Raw genomic sequence first — 431 nt, 5'->3', positions numbered from 1 at the left:
ACCTACACCTACTGGGCCGACGGCAGCCGGAAAACCACCGAGACCACCAACCCCGACGGCACCCGCACCACCGTCCTCTTCCACTACACCCCCGACGGCACCATCGCCAACGACACCCACACCGGCGCGGGCGGCGGCCAGCCGCGCACCGGCAGCTACCTCACCGGAGCAGCAGGCCGCGAAGCACGCACCCTCACCGCCACCCCCGGCGCAGCCCGCTACCTCCACACCGACCGCCGCGGCAACACCATCCTCGAAACCGGACCCGACGGCGGCACAGCCGCCAGCCGCCGCTACACCGACTACGGCCAGGAAACCCGCCCCGACGGCACCCCCGCCACGGGCTTCCGCGCCGCCGACCCCGCCGCCAACCCCTTCCGCTTCGGCGGCGAATACACCAACACCGAAAACGGCACCGACTACACCCCCGC

The 431-nt window shown here is 72.6% G+C and carries 1 protein-coding gene; it reads left to right on the top strand.

Features of this window, described 5'->3' with window-relative positions:
• A partial coding sequence (locus tag IF89_RS39715) for a hypothetical protein (RefSeq protein WP_043194989.1) occupies positions 1-431 on the top strand: 431 nt, incomplete at both ends.

Origin of the sequence: Streptomyces sp. NRRL F-2664 (genome assembly GCF_000719345.1) — a bacterium.
Taxonomy (GTDB): Bacteria; Actinomycetota; Actinomycetes; order Streptomycetales; family Streptomycetaceae; genus Streptomyces.
Note: the sequence above shows the minus strand (reverse complement) of the source record. Positions and strands in the feature narration are given on the sequence as shown.